17 protein-coding genes and 1 pseudogene (1 of these 18 running past the window's edge) are annotated in these 15,985 nt (G+C 65.2%); 10 read left to right on the forward strand and 8 right to left on the reverse strand.

All coding sequences use genetic code 11. From position 1 onward, the window contains the following. Positions 1-313: the end of a M23 family metallopeptidase gene (locus AABQ55_RS00540; protein WP_272806855.1), read on the forward strand. The gene continues 1,643 nt to the left of window position 1, outside the view; only the last 313 of its 1,956 coding nucleotides appear in the window; the start codon falls outside the window, past its left edge; its stop codon occupies positions 311-313. A 92-nt stretch (positions 314-405) separates the two neighbouring features. Here the strand turns inward: AABQ55_RS00540 and AABQ55_RS00545 are convergent, their stop codons facing one another. From AABQ55_RS00545 to AABQ55_RS00565, 5 genes are all read right to left on the reverse strand, one after another. Beyond that, positions 406-654 carry a sulfurtransferase TusA family protein gene (locus tag AABQ55_RS00545; RefSeq protein ID WP_272806856.1) on the reverse strand — a complete coding sequence of 83 codons (249 nt, stop codon included), beginning with the start codon at positions 652-654 and terminating at the stop codon, positions 406-408. Next, positions 651-2,153 (reverse strand): L,D-transpeptidase family protein, encoded by a 1,503-nt coding sequence (locus AABQ55_RS00550; RefSeq protein WP_272806857.1) that lies wholly within the window; start codon positions 2,151-2,153, stop codon positions 651-653. The genes AABQ55_RS00545 and AABQ55_RS00550 overlap by 4 nt, the downstream gene beginning before the upstream one ends. Before the next feature lie 204 nt (positions 2,154-2,357). Beyond that, complete coding sequence (locus AABQ55_RS00555) at positions 2,358-3,311, reverse strand: acetyl-CoA carboxylase carboxyltransferase subunit alpha (protein WP_272806858.1); 954 nt, start codon at positions 3,309-3,311, stop codon at positions 2,358-2,360. Between the two features lie 75 nt (positions 3,312-3,386). Next, positions 3,387-4,334, reverse strand: a complete 948-nt coding sequence (gene xerD / locus AABQ55_RS00560; RefSeq protein WP_272806859.1) for a site-specific tyrosine recombinase XerD — start codon at positions 4,332-4,334, stop codon at positions 3,387-3,389. Next, the gene (locus tag AABQ55_RS00565) at positions 4,331-4,480 is read right to left on the reverse strand and encodes a hypothetical protein (protein ID WP_133034593.1); all 150 of its coding nucleotides are present in this window, start codon (positions 4,478-4,480) and stop codon (positions 4,331-4,333) included. Before AABQ55_RS00565 ends, xerD begins: the two co-directional genes overlap by 4 nt. A 366-nt stretch (positions 4,481-4,846) precedes the next feature. Between AABQ55_RS00565 and AABQ55_RS00570 the strand changes: the two genes are divergently transcribed. From AABQ55_RS00570 to AABQ55_RS00585, 4 genes and pseudogenes are all read left to right on the forward strand, one after another. Further along, positions 4,847-5,773, forward strand: coding sequence for an IS110 family transposase (locus AABQ55_RS00570; protein ID WP_272806860.1), 927 nt, complete (start codon positions 4,847-4,849; stop codon positions 5,771-5,773). 110 nt (positions 5,774-5,883) lie between these two features. Beyond that, positions 5,884-6,477, forward strand: a complete 594-nt coding sequence (locus AABQ55_RS00575) for a shikimate kinase (protein WP_272806861.1) — start codon at positions 5,884-5,886, stop codon at positions 6,475-6,477. Between the two features lie 10 nt (positions 6,478-6,487). Beyond that, on the forward strand, positions 6,488-7,615 hold the full coding sequence (gene aroB / locus AABQ55_RS00580; RefSeq protein WP_272806862.1) for a 3-dehydroquinate synthase: 1,128 nt from the start codon (positions 6,488-6,490) through the stop codon (positions 7,613-7,615). 176 nt (positions 7,616-7,791) lie between these two features. Beyond that, a pseudogene (locus AABQ55_RS00585) lies at positions 7,792-8,532 on the forward strand (transporter associated domain-containing protein); the annotation flags it as partial. A gap of 101 nt (positions 8,533-8,633) precedes the next feature. Here the strand turns inward: AABQ55_RS00585 and AABQ55_RS00590 are convergent. Beyond that, entirely contained in the window at positions 8,634-8,915 is a 282-nt protein-coding gene (locus tag AABQ55_RS00590) for a BolA family protein (RefSeq protein ID WP_244769408.1), read from the reverse strand. Between the two features lie 118 nt (positions 8,916-9,033). On the opposite strand from AABQ55_RS00590, the gene AABQ55_RS00595 reads away from it, so the two are divergent. From AABQ55_RS00595 to AABQ55_RS00610, 4 genes are all read left to right on the forward strand, one after another. Beyond that, entirely contained in the window at positions 9,034-9,657 is a 624-nt protein-coding gene (locus tag AABQ55_RS00595; RefSeq protein WP_244769407.1) for a J domain-containing protein, read from the forward strand. A gap of 117 nt (positions 9,658-9,774) precedes the next feature. Then, positions 9,775-10,773, forward strand: a complete 999-nt coding sequence (gene cobS / locus AABQ55_RS00600; protein ID WP_064331569.1) for a cobaltochelatase subunit CobS — start codon at positions 9,775-9,777, stop codon at positions 10,771-10,773. A gap of 16 nt (positions 10,774-10,789) precedes the next feature. Beyond that, entirely contained in the window at positions 10,790-12,691 is a 1,902-nt protein-coding gene (gene cobT, locus AABQ55_RS00605) for a cobaltochelatase subunit CobT (protein ID WP_272806864.1), read from the forward strand. 31 nt (positions 12,692-12,722) lie between these two features. Beyond that, positions 12,723-13,724, forward strand: a complete 1,002-nt coding sequence (locus tag AABQ55_RS00610) for an esterase-like activity of phytase family protein (RefSeq protein WP_272806865.1) — start codon at positions 12,723-12,725, stop codon at positions 13,722-13,724. 121 nt (positions 13,725-13,845) lie between these two features. Here AABQ55_RS00610 and AABQ55_RS00615 read toward each other — a convergent pair whose 3' ends face one another. Beyond that, positions 13,846-14,484 carry a VUT family protein gene (locus AABQ55_RS00615; protein ID WP_244769404.1) on the reverse strand — a complete coding sequence of 213 codons (639 nt, stop codon included), beginning with the start codon at positions 14,482-14,484 and terminating at the stop codon, positions 13,846-13,848. A gap of 160 nt (positions 14,485-14,644) precedes the next feature. After that, positions 14,645-14,935 carry a 50S ribosomal protein L28 gene (rpmB, locus tag AABQ55_RS00620; RefSeq protein WP_064331573.1) on the reverse strand — a complete coding sequence of 97 codons (291 nt, stop codon included), beginning with the start codon at positions 14,933-14,935 and terminating at the stop codon, positions 14,645-14,647. A gap of 241 nt (positions 14,936-15,176) precedes the next feature. On the opposite strand from rpmB, the gene AABQ55_RS00625 reads away from it, so the two are divergent. After that, positions 15,177-15,968: a DUF3108 domain-containing protein gene (locus AABQ55_RS00625; RefSeq protein WP_443021134.1), complete on the forward strand. Its 792-nt coding sequence runs from the start codon at positions 15,177-15,179 to the stop codon at positions 15,966-15,968. Positions 15,969-15,985: the final 17 nt, after the last annotated feature.

Raw genomic sequence — 15,985 nt, forward strand, 5'->3', positions numbered from 1 at the left:
GCTGATCCGCCATGCCAATGGCTATGTCTCGTCCTACAACCACCAGAACGCCATCGCCAAGGGCATCAAGCCCGGCGTCAAGGTCCGCCAGGGCCAAGTCATCGGCTATGTCGGCTCAACCGGGCTTTCGACCGGGCCGCACCTGCATTACGAGATGATCGTCAACGGCAACAAGGTGGATGCGCTGAAGATCCGCCTGCCCGGCGGCAAGTCGCTGGAGGGCAAGGCCCTCGCCCAGTTCGAGGTCGAGCGCAAGCGCATCGACGACCTGCTCGGCCGCGGCGGATCGACGGAAGTCGCCGAGACGCATTGAGGCTGCGGAAATCCCGAAGGGCTGTGGCGCACAGGCGAACGGCACCGTCGTTTACGATCAGATCAAGCGACCAGAAACGCGTTCCCGCGGGCTCACGCCTTCTTGCGGATCAGGAAACGATGCCCCGCCTCGACGCGCTCGCTCGCTTCGAGCGCGTGGCCGTTCTCGTGGCAGAAGTGGGGTATGTCGATGACGGCGAGCGGGTCGGTGGTTTCCACCCAGAGCGTGCTGCCGGCATCCATCGTCGAAAGGCGCTTGCGCGTCTTCATCACCGGCAGCGGGCATTTCAGGCCGCGCAGGTCGTAGACCTCGGCGTCGTCGCGGGCCGCCGTCGCGATCATTTCTGCCAGAACTTCCAGAACGGCCTTTCGGCCGTCTTCTCGACGACCTGGACGCTCGAATTGTCCTCCGGCACCGGCAGGGCATCAGCGCCCGCGGCCGGCTTTTCGACACGCTGGCCGGTGGTCGTGACGGCGGTGCTCTGCGTCGTCTGCGCCGCCTGCCCGCCGGCGTCCTGCTGACTCTGCTGCGTCACGTCGGCGGCGGGTTCGGCCTTGCGCGGCGCGGTCTTGTTGTTCCAAAATTTCCAGAAGGGCTTCTCTTCCTTCTTCTCGACGGCCGCGACGCCCGGATTGTCCTCCGGCACCGGCAGGGCGCCCGCGCCGCGTGCCTGCTTCTGCGCCTTCTCGGCGGCGACGTCGGCAGCGAAGGCTTCCGCTTCCTTGATCTTCGCCTGCTCGGCCGCAAGCTTTGCCTCTTCGGCCTCGCGCACCGCGCGTTCGGCCGCCTCGACCTTGCGCCTTTCGGCCTCTTCCGCCTTGCGCTTCTGCTCGGCGATCTCGCGGGCCGTCATCAGCTTGCCGGCGTCCAGCGAATTGCCGGTCGGCGCATAGGCGAGCTCACGGCCCTTGCGCTGGTCGGCGACGATCGCCTTGCGCTGGGCTTCCGAGGGTTCGATCCAGACCGTGCCGTCATATTTCTGCATGGCCTTGGCATAGGCTGCGGCATAGGTCTTGTTGTAGCTGCCGAGCGCCACCTCGAGGGCGGCCGGCGTCGTCATCGCCGGGCAGGCACCCGCCGGCGAGAAGGGTTTGTCGGCCTGCTGGTTGAAGACATATTTCTTCTCGCAGACATTGACCTCCGGCGGACGCTTGGTCAGCTCGAAATGGTCGTATCCGACCTTCAGCATCTTCCAGAATTCGATATTCGGATTGTCGCGGTGACGGGCCATGTTTTCCGCGGTCATGCGGAAGGGAAAGGCCTGGAGCTGGATTGTCGACTGGCCGCCGTTGAAGGCATCGCGCGCGAAGGCGAAGATTTCCACCATCTGCTCGTCGGTCATCGAATAACAGCCGGACGACGAACAGGCGCCATGGATCATCAGATGGCTGCCGCTCGCCTTGTTGGCGCGGTCATAGGCATTCGGAAAGCCAGTATTGATAGCCAGGAAGTAGCTCGAATTCGGGTTCATGTGCGCCCTGGACAGCGGGTAGAACCCTTCCGGCGCCTGGCGGTCGCCTTCCTTCATCTTCGGGCCGAGCTTTCCCGACCAGGCGCAGATCTTGTAGTTGCGCACCAGCTGGTAGCGGTTGGAGCGGTCGGCCTTCCACAGTTCCAGCCGGCCCTCTTCCTTGAAGATGCGCAACATCATCGGCGAGGACCGGTCGATGTTCATCGAGGAAAGCTTGCCGAGCACCGCCGAGGAAAGCTGGTAGTCGGTCTTCTTGGAAACCTTGCTGATGTCGACGTCGACCTTGTCGAAAGAGTCGAGCGTCTCGTTGGTGCAGCCGGCGGCGGCCACGGCAAGGAGCGATACGGCGGCAAGAACAGTCAGGCGCATTCCAGAAGTCCGTCAACAATCGTCAGATCGCAAGCCGTCGCGCCGGCGGGCGGACGCGCAGTGGTAACCGGCTTATACTTCATAAAGTGTTAACCGGGAATTCTTTCGCGAGGCTGCCGGCACGCCGCATCGTTTCAGACACAAGGATTATGGCCGAGATGGGGCAAAGGGCGGCCCGGGAGCCACCGACCGGCAAGAATCCCCTCAGAGCTGGCGGCCGATATTGAGGTAGCGCTGACGGCGATCCTTGCGCAACTGGTCGCCGGGCTTGGCGGAAAGCTCCTTCAGCGCATCCGCGATGACATCGCCGGTGCGCGCGATGACGGCCTGCGGATCGCGATGCGCGCCGCCGACAGGCTCCTGGATGATGCCATCGATGATGCCCAGGGCCTTCAAGTCCTCGGCCGTGATCTTCATGTTGCTGGCCGCTTCCTTGGCGCGGGTGGAATCGCGCCAGAGGATGGAGGCGGCGCCTTCCGGCGAGATCACGCTGTAGATCGCATGTTCGAGCATGAAGACGCGGTCGCCGGTGGCGATCGCGATGGCCCCGCCCGAGCCGCCCTCGCCGAGCACCACGGAAACGATCGGCACGCGGACATTGAGGCACATCTCGGTCGATCGGGCGATGGCTTCCGCCTGGCCGCGCTCTTCCGCCCCGATGCCGGGATAGGCGCCGGCCGTGTCGATCAGCGTGATGATCGGCAGGCCGAAGCGGTCGGCCATTTCCATGACGCGGATCGCCTTGCGGTAGCCTTCCGGCCGCGCGCTGCCGAAATTGTGCTTGAGGCGCGACTTGGTGTCGTTGCCCTTCTCCTGGCCGATGATGGCGACGGCCTCGCCGTTGAAGCGGCCGAGACCGGCCTGGATCGCCTCGTCCTCGGCGAACTTGCGGTCACCGGCAAGCGGGGTGAACTCGTCGAAAAGCTGGGCGGCGAAGTCGAGGAAATGCGGGCGTTGCGGATGGCGCGCAACCTGCGTCTTCTGCCAGGGCGTCAGCTTGGCGTAGATATCGGCCATCGCCTCGCGGGCGCGCACTTCCAGCCGGCCGACCTCATCCGTCGTGTCGATGCTCTCATCTTCCTCGGCGAGCTTGCGGAGTTCGTGGATCTTGCCTTCGAGATCCGAGATGGGCTTTTCGAAATCGAGGTAGTTGTGCATGAGATGCGTTTCCGATCGTTTGCTCAAACCGCGTCAGGATGCCGTCGGCCGGGACCAGTGGCATGAAGAGGGGTCCTAATCCGGTTTTTTTGCCTGTTTGGCAAGGGGGTGATGGGTCTGAACGAGCTGGTGGAGCCGTTCTTCCAGCACATGCGTATAGATTTGTGTCGTCGAAATGTCCGAGTGGCCGAGCAGTTCCTGCACCGCGCGCAGGTCCGCGCCGTTCTGCAGGAGGTGGCTGGCGAAAGCATGGCGCAGAACATGCGGCGAGAGCGTCGAGGCCCGGATCCCCGCCCGCCCCGCCAGCGCCTTCAGGTCGCGGGCGAACACCTGGCGCGGCAGATGGCCCTCCTTGCTTTTCGCCGGGAACAGGAAGGCGCCCGCCGCCGGATCGGCGCCGATATCGGCCGCCAGCGCCTCGCCATAGGTTTCGAGCGCCGCGACGGCGGCGCGCGACAGCGGCACCAGCCGCTCCTTGTTGCCCTTGCCCTTCACGACGAGGAAGCGCCCCGTCTGCGCCAGCACGCTCGCCGGCAGCGAGACGAGTTCGCTGACGCGCAAGCCCGTGGCATAAAGAAGTTCCACCAGAAGATGCATGCGGCGGCGCTGGAGAAGCGTGTCGCCCGGTTCCGCCGCCTCCGCCTCCGCCCGGGCGATCAGGCGGCCGACATCCTCGACGCTCAGCGTCTTCGGCAGCGGCCGGCCCTTGCGGGGAGCATCGAGAATGCCGGTCGGGTCGTCGCCACGCAGCCCCTCGCCATAGAGGAACTTGAAGAACTGCCGCAGCGCCGAAAGCCGGCGGGCCTGCGAGGAGGCGGCAAAGCCCTGCCGGGCGAGATGGGCGAGATAGGCGCGCAGGTCGTCTGCCGTCGCCTCCACCAGCCGCACGCTCCGCTCGTTGAGGAAGGAACGCGCATCCTCCAGGTCCCGCTCGTAGGATTGCAGCGTGTTCGTCGCCGCGCCGCGCTCGGCGCTCATCATCTCGAGAAAGGATTCGACCTGAAGGGCGGATGGATCCCTCATTGTTGCGGGTTTACCCGCTCGGAAGGAATGCGGATCGTCACCTCGCGCTCCGTCGGCTCCACGAAGGTCACCAGCGCCACCATCGTGCCGTAGATCGAACCGGCGATCACGGCGCAGAAGAACAGGAATCGGAACAGGGTCGGCATGGCGCTCTCCGGGACGATGGTCCCTATATCGCCTCGCCCACCGCCGAGCGCAAGGGCGTGGATTCTCGGGTCGAGCCCGAGGATGACCCGTGGGCGAGGAGAGGTTACCGGCCATTGGCCGGTGCGGCAGGGGAAACGGTCTTTCTCGCGGGGCGCCCTCCCTTCTTCCGTCATCCTCGGGCTTGCCCCGAGGATCCTGTGTGTTTGGTCTGATGTAAGATGGTTGCGGGAAGGAGGCCGAGAGGATCCAGGCCGCCGTTTTTGACGGCAGGCCGCGGCATGGCTTGGTCCCTTCCCGCTTCGCCCATCAACCTGAACAGTTGCACGGGGCTGTCGCCACAGACCCCGCACACAGGAGCAGGCGCCATGACGATACACCATACCTTCATCGGCTGCGACATCGGCAAGGACATGATCGACATCTTCGATCCGAAAACGGCCAGGTTCTGCCGCATCCCCAACGAGCAGACCGCGCTGTCCGCTTTTGCCTGTCGCCTCGACCCGGCCACCGACCTGGTCGTCTTCGAGGCGACAGGTCATTGCGACCGGATGCTGCGCCTGTGTCTTTCACAGGCCGGCATCGCCTTTGCCCGCGTCAACCCGAAGACGGCCCGGCGCTTTGCCGAAGCGCGGGGACGGCTGGCCAAGACCGACCGCATCGATGCCCGCTCGCTTTGCGAGATGGGAACCATGTTCGGCCTGACGGCCGAGGCGCCGCCTTGCCCGGTCCGCGAGCGGCTGGCGGCCCTTGCCCGCCGCCGGGATCAGCTCGTCGATGCCCGTGCAACCGAGCGCCGGCATCTTTGCGATGCCTTCGATCCCGCCATCCGCGCCGACATCGAGGCCATGATCGCCATCCTCGGCGAGAGGATCGCCTCGATCCAGGCTGCGATCGACCACCACATGAAGAGCCAGGCCCTCACCGAACACGCCCATCGCCTTACCTCCGCGCCCGGCGTGGGCAAGGTGACAGCCTTGACCCTGCTGGCCCATATGCCCGAACTCGGCAGCCTTTCGCCCAAAACAGCCGCAAGCCTTGCCGGCCTTGCTCCCTTCAATGACGATTCCGGCAGGAGAAACGGCCGCCGCCGCATCAAGGGCGGCAGGCCACGCGTGCGAAAGGCCCTCTACATGGCGGCCCTCGGCGCAATCAAGGCCTCAGCGCGCCTGCGCGCCTTCCATCAGGCCGTCTCAGCCAGAACAGACTCCGCAAAGGCCGGCATCATCGCCGTCGCAAGAAAGCTCATCACGATCCTCAATGCAATGCAGCGCGACAAAACCAACTTCGCTTGAACACAGTTGCCACCCATCCGCACGGCCTTTGCGGCTCCCGTGCGACGCATGGCTTGACGCTTCCAGCGCTTTTGTCGATACGGAAAGGGACGAAACCCCGGAAAACACGCATGACCGAGCTGACCGACCAGGCCCCTCTCACGCTTGCCCCCACGCTTGCCGAGGCGGCCCGCGCCGCGCTCGGCAAGCGCAACCTCGTGCTGATCGGCCTGATGGGCGCCGGCAAATCGGCGATCGGCCGCATGACCGCGCAGGCGCTCGGCATTCCCTTCATCGACAGCGACCACGAGATCGAGCGCGTCTCGCGCATGTCGATCACCGACCTGTTCGCGGCCTATGGCGAAGCGGAGTTCCGCGCGCTCGAGACCCGCGTCATCAAGCGCCTGCTGCGCTCCGGCCCGCGGGTCGTATCGACCGGTGGCGGCGCCTATATCAATGAGAACACCCGCAAGCACATCAAGCGCGGCGGACTGTCGGTCTGGCTGAAGGCCGACCTCGACGTCCTGTGGGAGCGCGTCAACAAACGCGACACCCGCCCGCTACTGAAGACGGAGAACCCGCGCCAGACGCTCGAAAACCTCATGAACGCCCGCTATCCGATCTATGCGCAGGCCGATCTCACGGTCCTGTCGCGTGACGTGAAGAAGGAAACCATGGTGGAGGAGGTGCTCACCGCGATCACCGCCGCCGCCAAGAAAGCCTGACGAGATGACGATGACTGCACCTGCCACCGCCCGCCGCACCGTACGGGTTGACCTCGGCGACCGTTCCTATGACATCCTGATCGGCCCGGGCCTCATATCCGCCGCCGGCCGCGAGATCGCGGGCCGCCTCAAGGGCCGCAAGATCGCCGTCATCACCGACGCGCATGTCGCCCCCCTCTATCTCGACGATTTCATGGCCGCGCTGAAGGCGGAGGGCATCGAGGCCGTCTCGCTCGTGCTGCCGGCCGGCGAGAAGACGAAGAGCTTCGAACACCTGATCAGCGTTTGCGACAGCGTGCTCGCCGCCCGCATCGAGCGCAACGACGCGGTCGTGGCGCTCGGCGGCGGGGTCATCGGCGACCTCACCGGCTTTGCCGCCGGCATCGCGCGCCGCGGCTCACGCTTCATCCAGGTGCCGACCTCGCTGCTGGCGCAGGTCGATTCCTCCGTCGGCGGCAAGACCGGCATCAACTCGCCGCACGGCAAGAACCTCATCGGCGTCTTCCACCAGCCGGACCTGGTTCTCGCCGATACGGACGTGCTCGACACGCTTTCCCCGCGCGAATTCCGCGCCGGCTATGCCGAAGTCGCCAAATACGGCCTGATCGACAAGCCGGACTTCTTCGCCTGGCTGGAAAAGAACTGGCGCGCCGTCTTTGCCGGCGGCGAGGCCCGCATCGAGGCGATCGCCACGAGCTGCCAGGCGAAAGCCGACGTCGTCGCCGCCGACGAGCGGGAGAACGGCCAGCGCGCCCTGCTCAATCTCGGCCATACCTTCGGCCATGCGCTGGAGGCGGCGACACGGTATGACAGCGCCCGCCTCGTGCATGGCGAGGGCGTCTCGATCGGCATGGTGCTCGCCCACCAGTTTTCCGCCCGCATGAACCTTGCCAGCCCCGACGACGGCAAGCGCGTCGAGGCGCATCTCGCCGAGGTCGGCCTGCCGACCGCCATGGGCCAGATCCCCGGCGACCTGCCGCCGGCGGAGGTGCTGATGGACGCCATCGCCCAGGACAAGAAGGTCAAGGGCGGCAGGCTCACCTTCATCCTGACGCGCGGCGTCGGCCAGTCCTTCGTCGCCGATGACGTGCCGCAATCCGAGGTCATCGCTTTCCTCAAGGAAAAGCTGCCGAAATGAACAGCGACACGCCCGCCGCGCTCGCTCCCCTTTTCTGGCTGCTGGCCGTTCTTCTGCTCGGCCTGATCATTCTCACCGTGGTTCTCTTCCGCCGGCGCAAACCGATCGCCGCGCTCTGGCGCGCGCATCAGGAAACACGCGAGGCGGAGGGCGATCGCCGGGGCGGCCAATCCCCCCGCGACGGCGCGGTGGCGAAATCCGACCGGGAGAAATCCCCCGGCATGCTCGATCTCGATGCGCTGGAAGTCTCCGACATCATGATCCACCGCACGACCATGCGGGCGCTCAATGCCGGCGACCCGCCGGAGGAGATCGTCAAGGCCGTGCTCGAAAGCCCCTATACGCGCATGCCGCTCTGGGCCGGCTCGGTCGACAACATCGTCGGCGTCGTGCACGCCAAGGACCTTTTGCGCGCGCTGGCGGAACCCGGCGTCGAACCGAAGAACCTCGACATTACCAGGGTGGCGCAAAAGCCCTGGTTCGTGCCCGACACCACGACGCTCAAGGAGCAGCTCGCCGCGTTCCTCCGCCGCAAGGAGCATTTCGCGACCGTGGTCGACGAATATGGCGAGGTGCAGGGCCTCGTCACGCTGCAGGACATCCTTAAGGAGATCGTCGGCGACATCTCCGACGAGAAGGATGTCGACATGCAGGGCGTGCGGCAGGAGGCAGACGGCTCGCTGGTCGTCGACGGTGGCGTGACGATCCGCGACCTCAACCGCGCCTTCGACTGGAACCTGCCCGACGAGGAGGCGACGACCATTGCCGGCCTCGTCATCCATGAATCGAAATCGATCCCGGAAGAGCGCCAGGCCTTCACCTTCTACGGCAAGCGCTTCATCGTGATGAAGCGGGTGAAGAACCGCATCACCAAGCTGCGCGTCCGCCCCGTCGAGCCGGAAGCGCCGCGAACCTAAAGCAATTCCAGCAAAAGTGTGCAGCGGTTTTGCGTCCGGAATTGCGCAAAAACAAAAATGAGAGCGTTTTCGCTATTCGAAGAAAAGCGGGAATGCGCTCATCACCAGCGGGTTGCTTCCCCGGGCGCGGCCGCCTCGACGGCCAGCGCATGCAGCCCCGCATCGAACTCCGCCTTCACCAGGTCGTTGATCGCCCGGTGGCGCGCCACGCGGCTCATGCCGGCAAAGGCGGAGGCGACGATGCGCACGCGCATATGCGTCTCCCCCTCGCCGTTGAAATCCGGCTGGTGGCCGGCATGCAGGTGGCTCTCGTTGATGACGTCGAGCCGCTCCGGCGTGAAGGCGGCGGTCAGCTTTTCGGCGATGCTGGACTTCATGGACATGGCAGACCTTCGGCGGCGGAAACCGTGCGCCGCGATGCACAAAATGGTTCCACAAAGCCAGCAACAATCCGCTTTGTCAATTCTTGTTGCAGGCCTTCCGGAACCCCATAATGGGGCCATGAAACTCGATTCCAAATACTTCGACCGCATCCGCACGAAGCGGCGCGTGGAGCGTCCCGAACGCTCCGCGCCGATCTGTCAGTGGGATGGCTGCGAAGAAAATGCCGTGCATCGCGCACCCGTCGGCCGCAATGCCGAAGGCCAGTATTTCATGTTCTGCTTCGAGCACGTCAAGGAATACAACAAGGGCTACAACTACTTCTCCGGCCTCTCCGACGGCGAGATCGCCCGCTACCAGAAGGAGGCGATCACCGGTCACCGCCCGACCTGGACGATCGGCGTCAACAAGGCGGCGAAGAACGGTCCGGCGCAGGGCACGGCGCGTTCGGGTTCCGCCGGGGCAAATCAGCGCATCCGCGATCCCTTCGGCTTCTTCGCCGAGGGGAAAGGCCGCCGGCCGCAGATGGAGCCGCGTGCCAGGAAGCTGAAAACGCTGGAGGCGAAAGCCTACGACACGCTCGGCCTTGCCGCCACCGCAACGGCCCAGGACATCAAGACCGCCTACAAAGCCCTTGTCAAAAAGCATCACCCCGATGCAAATGGCGGAGATAGAGGCTCGGAAGAGCGTTTTCGCGCGGTCATCCAAGCATATCAATTGTTAAAGCAGGCCGGCTTCTGCTAGAGCATTTTGCGGCCGGACGGAATCGCCCGGTTTCGCACGATGCCATCAGGCAAAGGGCGCAGTCGGCGTGCACTAGGATATTGGGGTGGAGGCAAGCCCGCCGCCCGCGGAGACGTGATGAGCAAGATGGATCTCGATATTTCCAACCTCCCCGATACCACGGTATCCGTCCGGGAGGTTTTCGGCATTGATACGGACCTCAAGGTTCCGGCCTATTCCAAGGCGGACGCCTATGTGCCGGACCTCGACCCGGACTACCTGTTCGACCGGGAAACCACCCTCGCCATCCTCGCGGGCTTCGCGCATAACCGCCGCGTCATGGTCTCCGGCTATCACGGCACGGGCAAGTCGACCCATATCGAGCAGGTCGCCGCCCGCCTCAACTGGCCCTGCGTGCGTGTCAACCTCGATAGCCATGTCAGCCGTATCGACCTTGTCGGCAAGGACGCCATCGTCGTGAAGGACGGATTGCAGGTCACCGAATTCAAGGACGGCATCCTGCCCTGGGCCTACCAGCACAATGTCGCGCTCGTCTTCGACGAATACGACGCCGGCCGCCCGGACGTCATGTTCGTCATCCAGCGCGTGCTGGAATCCTCCGGCCGCCTGACCCTGCTCGACCAGAGCCGCGTCATCCGCCCGCACCCCGCCTTCCGCCTGTTCGCCACCGCCAACACGGTCGGCCTCGGCGATACGACGGGCCTCTACCACGGCACGCAGCAGATCAACCAGGCGCAGATGGACCGCTGGTCGATCGTCACCACGCTGAACTATCTGCCGCACGACAACGAGGTCAGCATCGTCGCCGCCAAGGTGAAGCGCCTTGCCGCCGGCAAGGACGGCCGCGACACGATCTCGCGCATGGTCCGCGTCGCCGACCTCACCCGCGCCGCCTTCATCAACGGCGACCTCTCCACCGTGATGAGCCCGCGCACCGTCATCACCTGGGGCGAAAACGCCGAGATCTTCGGCGATCTCGCCTTCGCCTTCCGCGTCACCTTCCTCAACAAGTGCGACGAGCTGGAACGCACGCTGGTCGCCGAACTCTACCAGCGCGCCTTCGGCGTCGAGCTGAAGGAAAGCGCCGCCAACATCGTGCTGGAGGCGACGGCCTGAGGCCCGGGAAAAGCGCATGGCAGCTCGCGGAGACAATTCGAAGCCGAGGCCCGGCGGCGTGGTCGACATGGAGCCGTTCCGCCGCGCGGTGACGGGCTGCGTGCGCGCCGTCGCCGGCGATGCGGAGGTGGAGGTTTCCTTCGCCAACGAGCGCCCCGGCATGACCGGCGAGCGCATCCGCCTGCCGGAACTGACGAAGCGCCCCTCGCCCGCCGAAGTCGCGATCACCCGCGGCCTCGGCGATTCGATGGCGCTGCGCAAGGCCTGCCACGATGCGCGCATCCACGCGACCATGTCGCCGCAGGGGGCCGACGCCCGCGCGATCTTCGACGCGGTCGAGCAGGCGCGTGTCGAGGCCATCGGCTCCAACCGCATGCCGGGCATGGCGCAGAACCTTACCACCATGCTGACGGAGAAATACGCCAAGGCGAATTTCGGCGCGATCAGCCGCCAGGCCGATGCGCCGCTCGAAGAGGCCGTCGCGCTCATCGTGCGCGAGAAGCTGACGGGCCAGGCCCCGCCGGCCTCCGCCGGCAAGGTGCTGGACCTCTGGCGCGACTTCATCACCGACAAGGCCGGCCGCGACATGGACGGCCTCACCGCCGCCATCAACGACCAGCAGGCCTTCTCCCGCGTCGTGCGCAATATGCTCGCCTCGATGAACGTCGCCGAACAGTATGGCGAGGACGAAACCGAGCCGGATGATTCGGAGACGCCCGAGGACGAGGACCAGCCGCGCAGCGACGAGCAGGAAGACAACGAAAGCCAGGAGGACGCCGGCGACGACGCGGCGCCCGCCGACGAGAACGAGACGTCCGACGACCAGATGGACGAAGGCGAGATGGACGGCGCGGAGATCTCCGACGACGATCTCGTCGACGACGACGGCGACGACAGCGAGACACCCGGCGAGGTCCGCCGCCCGAACCATCCCTTCAGCGATTTCAACGAGAAGGTCGACTACACGGTCTTCACCGAGGAATTCGACGAGATGATCACGGCGGAAGAGCTGTGCGACGAGGCGGAGCTCGACCGCCTGCGCGCGTTCCTCGACAAGCAGCTCGCCCATCTGCAAGGCGCCGTCGGCCGCCTGGCGAACCGTCTGCAGCGCCGCCTGATGGCACAGCAGAACCGCGCCTGGGAATTCGACCTCGAAGAGGGCTATCTCGACAGCGCCCGCCTGCAGCGCATCATCATCGACCCGATGCAGCCGCTTTCCTTCAAGCGCGAGAAGGACACGACCTTCCGCGATACGGTCGTGACGCTCCTCATCGACAATTCCGGCTCGATGCGCGGCCGGCCGATCACCGTCGCCGCCACCTGCGCCGATATTCTCGCGCGTACGCTGGAGCGCTGCGGCGTGAAGGTCGAGATCCTCGGCTTCACCACCAAGGCATGGAAGGGCGGCCAGTCGCGCGAGAAATGGCTCGGCAGCGGCAAGCCGCAATCCCCCGGCCGCCTCAACGACCTCCGCCACATCGTCTACAAGGGCGCGGACGCCCCGTGGCGGCGCGCGAGGCGCAATCTCGGCCTGATGATGCGCGAGGGCCTGCTCAAGGAAAACATCGACGGCGAGGCGCTGATCTGGGCGCACAATCGCCTGCTGGCCCGCCCCGAGCAGCGCCGTATCCTGATGATGATCTCGGACGGTGCGCCGGTCGATGATTCGACGCTTTCGGTGAACCCCGGCAACTATCTGGAACGGCACCTGCGCGCCGTCATCGAGCAGATCGAGACGAAATCGCCGGTCGAGCTTCTCGCCATCGGCATCGGCCATGACGTCACCCGCTACTACCGTCGCGCCGTCACCATCGTCGATGCCGACGAACTGGCCGGCGCAATGACGGAACAGCTCGCCTCGCTCTTCGCCGACGAGGCCACCAGCCGACGCCCCGCCGGCCGACGCCGTGCCGGCTGAGCCGGTACCACGCCGGCGCATAGGGAGCCTTATGCGAGGCCTCCCTCTTCTCGCCGCCGCCATCGCGCTTTCGCTGCCGTTGCCAGGGCCTGCAACGGCGGAGGTCGTCGCGCTTCCCGTCACCAGCCGCGCCATCACGCACTTCACCTTCGGCTCCGACCAGCGCACCTTCGGCAAGCTCGAATTCCTCGGCGGCATCAGCTATTCGTCCAGCAATCCCCTGCTCGGCGCCGTCTCGGCGATCCATTTCCGCGCCGACCGGCAGGATTTCGTCGCCGTGCTCGATACCGGCCACTGGCTGACCGGCCGCATCGAGAGGGACGCCGAAGGCCGCCTGAGCGGCCTTGCCGATCTCAAGATACGCTCGATGCTCAACGAGGAAGGCCAGGACGAAAACGTCAAGTACCAGATGGATGCGGAGGGCCTTGCCCTCGGCAAGGGCGAGGTTCTGGTAAGCTTCGAGAACGTCCACCGCATCGACGCCTATCCCGACCCCGGCTTCATGGACGCAAGGCCCGCCCGCCGCCTCGCCCTGCCCTTCCCCCGGCGCGAGCTGCGCAGCAACCGCGGCATGGAGACGCTGGCGATGTCACCGGAGGCGGGGCCGCTCGGCGCCGTGCCGGTCACCGTCACGGAACGCAGCCTCGATCCCGACGGCAACGTCTTTGCCGCCGTGCTCGGCGGCCCGCGCGCCGGCACCTTCGCTGTCACGCGCAACGATCCCTGGGACATCACCGACGGCGCCTTCCTGCCGAATGGCGACCTCCTGCTGCTGGAGCGCCGCTTCCGGCTCTCCGATGGCATCGGCATGCGCATCCGCCGCATCGACGGCGGGAAGATCCGCCCCGGTGCGGTGGTCGACGGCGACGTGCTGATCGATGTCGACCTCAGCCATCAGATCGACAATATGGAAGGGCTGGACGTCGTGGTGATGGGTGAGGACGATATCCGTCTGATCGTCGTCTCCGACGACAACCACTCCATCCTCCAGCGCAATCTGATGCTCGAATTCCGCCTGCTATCGGGAAAATAACGCCACCGCCACCCCTCCGTCATAGGCCCGGCCTTGAGCCGAGCATTCACGTTCCGGGGCGGCGATGGGTGGCGCGCGGCGTGTCGTCAACCTAAACCGCCCGTCGGCTGTGCTTTTCTTCTCAGGCCAGCTTTTCGACGCCCGGCATCGGCTTCAGCTTGCTCATCAGCGCGCCATAGGGCAGCAGCATGACGAAGCCGACCAGAACCTTTACCGAAAAGTCGCCGAGCGCCCAGGAGATCCAGCGCGGCGCTTCCGCGGCAAGAACGCCCAGGATCGGCGCCCATTCGATCGCGAAGGCATCGTTCGGGCCGAAGATGGAAAAGGCCGGCGCGAAGGCGAAGGAGAAGAACAGGATCGTATCCAGCAGCGAGCCGATCAGCGACGCGATCAGCGGCGCGCGCCACCAGGCCTGCCGGCGGAGCGTGTTGAAGACCGAGATGTCGAGCAGCTGGCCGAACAGGAACGCCGAACCGGATGCGATCGCGATGCGCGGCGAGGCGACGGCGAAGGAGAAGGCCACCGCCACGACGAAACCGGCCGCGACGACGCGGCGCGCGACGCGCGGGCCGAACTGGCGGTTGGTGAGGTCGGTGATGAGAAAGGCGACCGGATAGGTGAAGGCACCATAGGTCAGCAGGTCGCCGAGGTTGATGCCCAGCAGCACGCCCGAAAGCGGATACTGCACCAGCACGTTTGAGGCGACGACCACGGCCGTCATCAGGAGGACATAGAGAAGGGTAATGCGGTTCGCGAGCATTTTTTTATCCTGGGTGATGCCACCAGTTGGAGGGATGAGGCGATTCCGGGAAAGGTGCAAAGCAGCCTTCCGCCAGGAATTGCGTTTTAGCGCAAAGCATTGAGGCCTGCCCGGCGACCGGTCAAGCCTCAATGAAAACGGTCTGACGTGACGCCTTGGATCAGGCGGCTGCAGCGGTCTTCTTGGCGATCTGGCGGCGCAGCAGGCGAGCGCGCATCGACAGTTCGTTCTCTTCGGCCTTCAGCAGGAAGGCGTCGAGGCCACCGCGGTGCTCGACCGAGCGGAGGGCAGCAGCGGAAACGCGAAGACGGAAACGCTGGCCGAGGGCGTCGGAAATCAGCGTGACATTGCACAGGTTCGGCAGGAACTTGCGCTTCGTCTTGTTGTTTGCGTGGCTCACATTGTTGCCCGACTGGACGCCCTTGCCGGTCAATTCGCAACTACGGGACATGATACACCTATTTTTCTTTGTTCAGGACAATACGTTTCCGGCACCGAAACCGGCCGCAGTCCGTCTGGCCTTTTTGGAAAGTCGCGGTTCTATAGTCACACGCGACGCCGACGTCAAGCCAAACCTGCCGTTCACCCTGAATTCAGTTGCCAAAGGCCATGATTTGCAGGCAAGAGCAAGTGGATCGGACTTTTGCCGCGGCGTAGAATCGCCGCAATGGCAGACTAGGCGGAGCGTCTCAATGGGAGTCGTGAAGATGAACGGGCGGGTTTGGGTTGCTGGCGCTGTCATGTCGCTTGCCCTTATGGGTGGCGTAACGCCGCTTTCGTCGGCGGAAATCGAGCACCGCACGGATTACAGCATCCGCCTGTCCGGCCTGCCGGTGGCAACCGCCACCTTCCGCTCGGCCTTCAACGGCAATCGCTACACGATTTCCGGCAGCCTGCAATCGGCCGGCCTTGCCGATATCTTCTCGAGCACCAAGGGCACGACCTCGGTCTCCGGCACCGTCAGCCGTGGCCGGTTGCACGCCACGAACTATTCGGTGAACTACAAGAGCGGCAAGCGCAGCCGCGCCATCGACGTCACCTTCCACAACGGCAATGTCATCACCGCCAGCATGACGCCGCCGCGGCGCAAGCCGAAGAACTGGGTGCCCGTCTCCACCGCCGACATGCGCGCCGTGCTCGACCCGATTTCCGGCCTCATCATCCCGGAGGGAAGCCGCGTCTGCCCGAAGACGCTGCCGATCTTCGACGGTGAGAGCCGCCTCGACCTGAAACTGAGCTCCAAGGGCACCAAGCCCTATTCCACCAAGGGCTTCGAAGGCGAGGTCGTCGTCTGCGGCATCCGCTTCGTGCCGAAATCCGGCTATCGCAAGGGCCGCGACGACGTGGAATACCTGCGCAAGCTGAAGACGATGGAAATCTGGTTTGCCAAGGCCGAGGGCGCGAAGGTATATGCTCCGGTCTATGTACAGATTCCGACCAAGCTCGGCCCTGTCACCGTCTCGGCCACGCGCTTCGGCGGCTGACGCGCCCGGCCCGTCGG

This window comes from Shinella sp. WSD5-1 (assembly GCF_963942435.1).
Lineage (GTDB): Bacteria > Pseudomonadota > Alphaproteobacteria > Rhizobiales > Rhizobiaceae > Shinella > Shinella yambaruensis.

Bases quoted from the DNA above. Each gene is read 5' to 3' on its own strand.
- AABQ55_RS00545 (WP_272806856.1), bottom strand. From the start codon at position 654: ATGATCGCGACGGCGGCCCGCGACGACGCCGAGGTCTACGACCTGCGC.
- AABQ55_RS00550 (WP_272806857.1), bottom strand. From the start codon at position 2,153: ATGCGCCTGACTGTTCTTGCCGCCGTATCGCTCCTTGCCGTGGCCGCC.
- AABQ55_RS00555 (WP_272806858.1), bottom strand. From the start codon at position 3,311: ATGCACAACTACCTCGATTTCGAAAAGCCCATCTCGGATCTCGAAGGC.
- xerD (WP_272806859.1), bottom strand. From the start codon at position 4,334: ATGAGGGATCCATCCGCCCTTCAGGTCGAATCCTTTCTCGAGATGATG.
- AABQ55_RS00565 (WP_133034593.1), bottom strand. From the start codon at position 4,480: ATGCCGACCCTGTTCCGATTCCTGTTCTTCTGCGCCGTGATCGCCGGT.
- AABQ55_RS00570 (WP_272806860.1), top strand. From the start codon at position 4,847: ATGACGATACACCATACCTTCATCGGCTGCGACATCGGCAAGGACATG.
- AABQ55_RS00575 (WP_272806861.1), top strand. From the start codon at position 5,884: ATGACCGAGCTGACCGACCAGGCCCCTCTCACGCTTGCCCCCACGCTT.
- aroB (WP_272806862.1), top strand. From the start codon at position 6,488: ATGACTGCACCTGCCACCGCCCGCCGCACCGTACGGGTTGACCTCGGC.
- AABQ55_RS00590 (WP_244769408.1), bottom strand. From the start codon at position 8,915: ATGTCCATGAAGTCCAGCATCGCCGAAAAGCTGACCGCCGCCTTCACG.
- AABQ55_RS00595 (WP_244769407.1), top strand. From the start codon at position 9,034: ATGAAACTCGATTCCAAATACTTCGACCGCATCCGCACGAAGCGGCGC.
- cobS (WP_064331569.1), top strand. From the start codon at position 9,775: ATGAGCAAGATGGATCTCGATATTTCCAACCTCCCCGATACCACGGTA.
- cobT (WP_272806864.1), top strand. From the start codon at position 10,790: ATGGCAGCTCGCGGAGACAATTCGAAGCCGAGGCCCGGCGGCGTGGTC.
- AABQ55_RS00610 (WP_272806865.1), top strand. From the start codon at position 12,723: ATGCGAGGCCTCCCTCTTCTCGCCGCCGCCATCGCGCTTTCGCTGCCG.
- AABQ55_RS00615 (WP_244769404.1), bottom strand. From the start codon at position 14,484: ATGCTCGCGAACCGCATTACCCTTCTCTATGTCCTCCTGATGACGGCC.
- rpmB (WP_064331573.1), bottom strand. From the start codon at position 14,935: ATGTCCCGTAGTTGCGAATTGACCGGCAAGGGCGTCCAGTCGGGCAAC.
- AABQ55_RS00625 (WP_443021134.1), top strand. From the start codon at position 15,177: ATGGGAGTCGTGAAGATGAACGGGCGGGTTTGGGTTGCTGGCGCTGTC.